Here is a 517-nt window from a genome sequence, read left to right as displayed (position 1 = left end):
CAGTCCCCTTCGCCAGCGCCTGCTTGATGACATGGCGGTGCGGCGGTTCTCCCGGGAGACGCAGCGCAATTACCTTCGCGATGTCGGCCGTTTCGCCACGTTTCTAGGCCGCTCACCCCACACGGCAACAGTCGAGGATGTGCGCCAGTTTCAGATTGCGCAGAACGCGGCTGGCATGCCGACACCGACCATGAACGCCATCGTGTCGGCGCTGTGGTTTTTCTTCACCCAGACGCTCGACCGCCCCGACCTTGCACGCAAGTTGGTCCGGGTAGCGCAGCCCCGCAACCTGCCCGTCGTGCTGAGCCGTGATGAAGTTGCCCGTCTGCTCAACGCGACCGTATGCCTCAAGCATCAGGCCGCCCTGTCGGTCGCCTATGGGGCAGGCCTGCGGGTGGCCGAGGTCGCCGCTCTCAAGATCAGTGATATCGACAGCGAGCGCATGCTGCTCAGGGTCGAACGGGGCAAAGGGGGACGATATCGCAACGCCATGCTTCCGGCAGACCTTCTGCCCCTG

At 64.2% G+C, this 517-nt stretch carries 1 protein-coding gene; it reads left to right on the top strand.

Annotated elements, in window-relative coordinates; translation table 11 throughout:
• Window positions 1-517, top strand: a 517-nt coding sequence (locus tag B7449_RS18250; RefSeq protein ID WP_082084950.1) for a phage integrase N-terminal SAM-like domain-containing protein, incomplete at both ends; no start/stop codon positions are given.

The sequence above is a fragment of the Komagataeibacter intermedius TF2 genome, from assembly GCF_000964425.1.
Taxonomy (GTDB): Bacteria; Pseudomonadota; Alphaproteobacteria; order Acetobacterales; family Acetobacteraceae; genus Komagataeibacter; species Komagataeibacter intermedius.
Note: the sequence above shows the minus strand (reverse complement) of the source record. Positions and strands in the feature narration are given on the sequence as shown.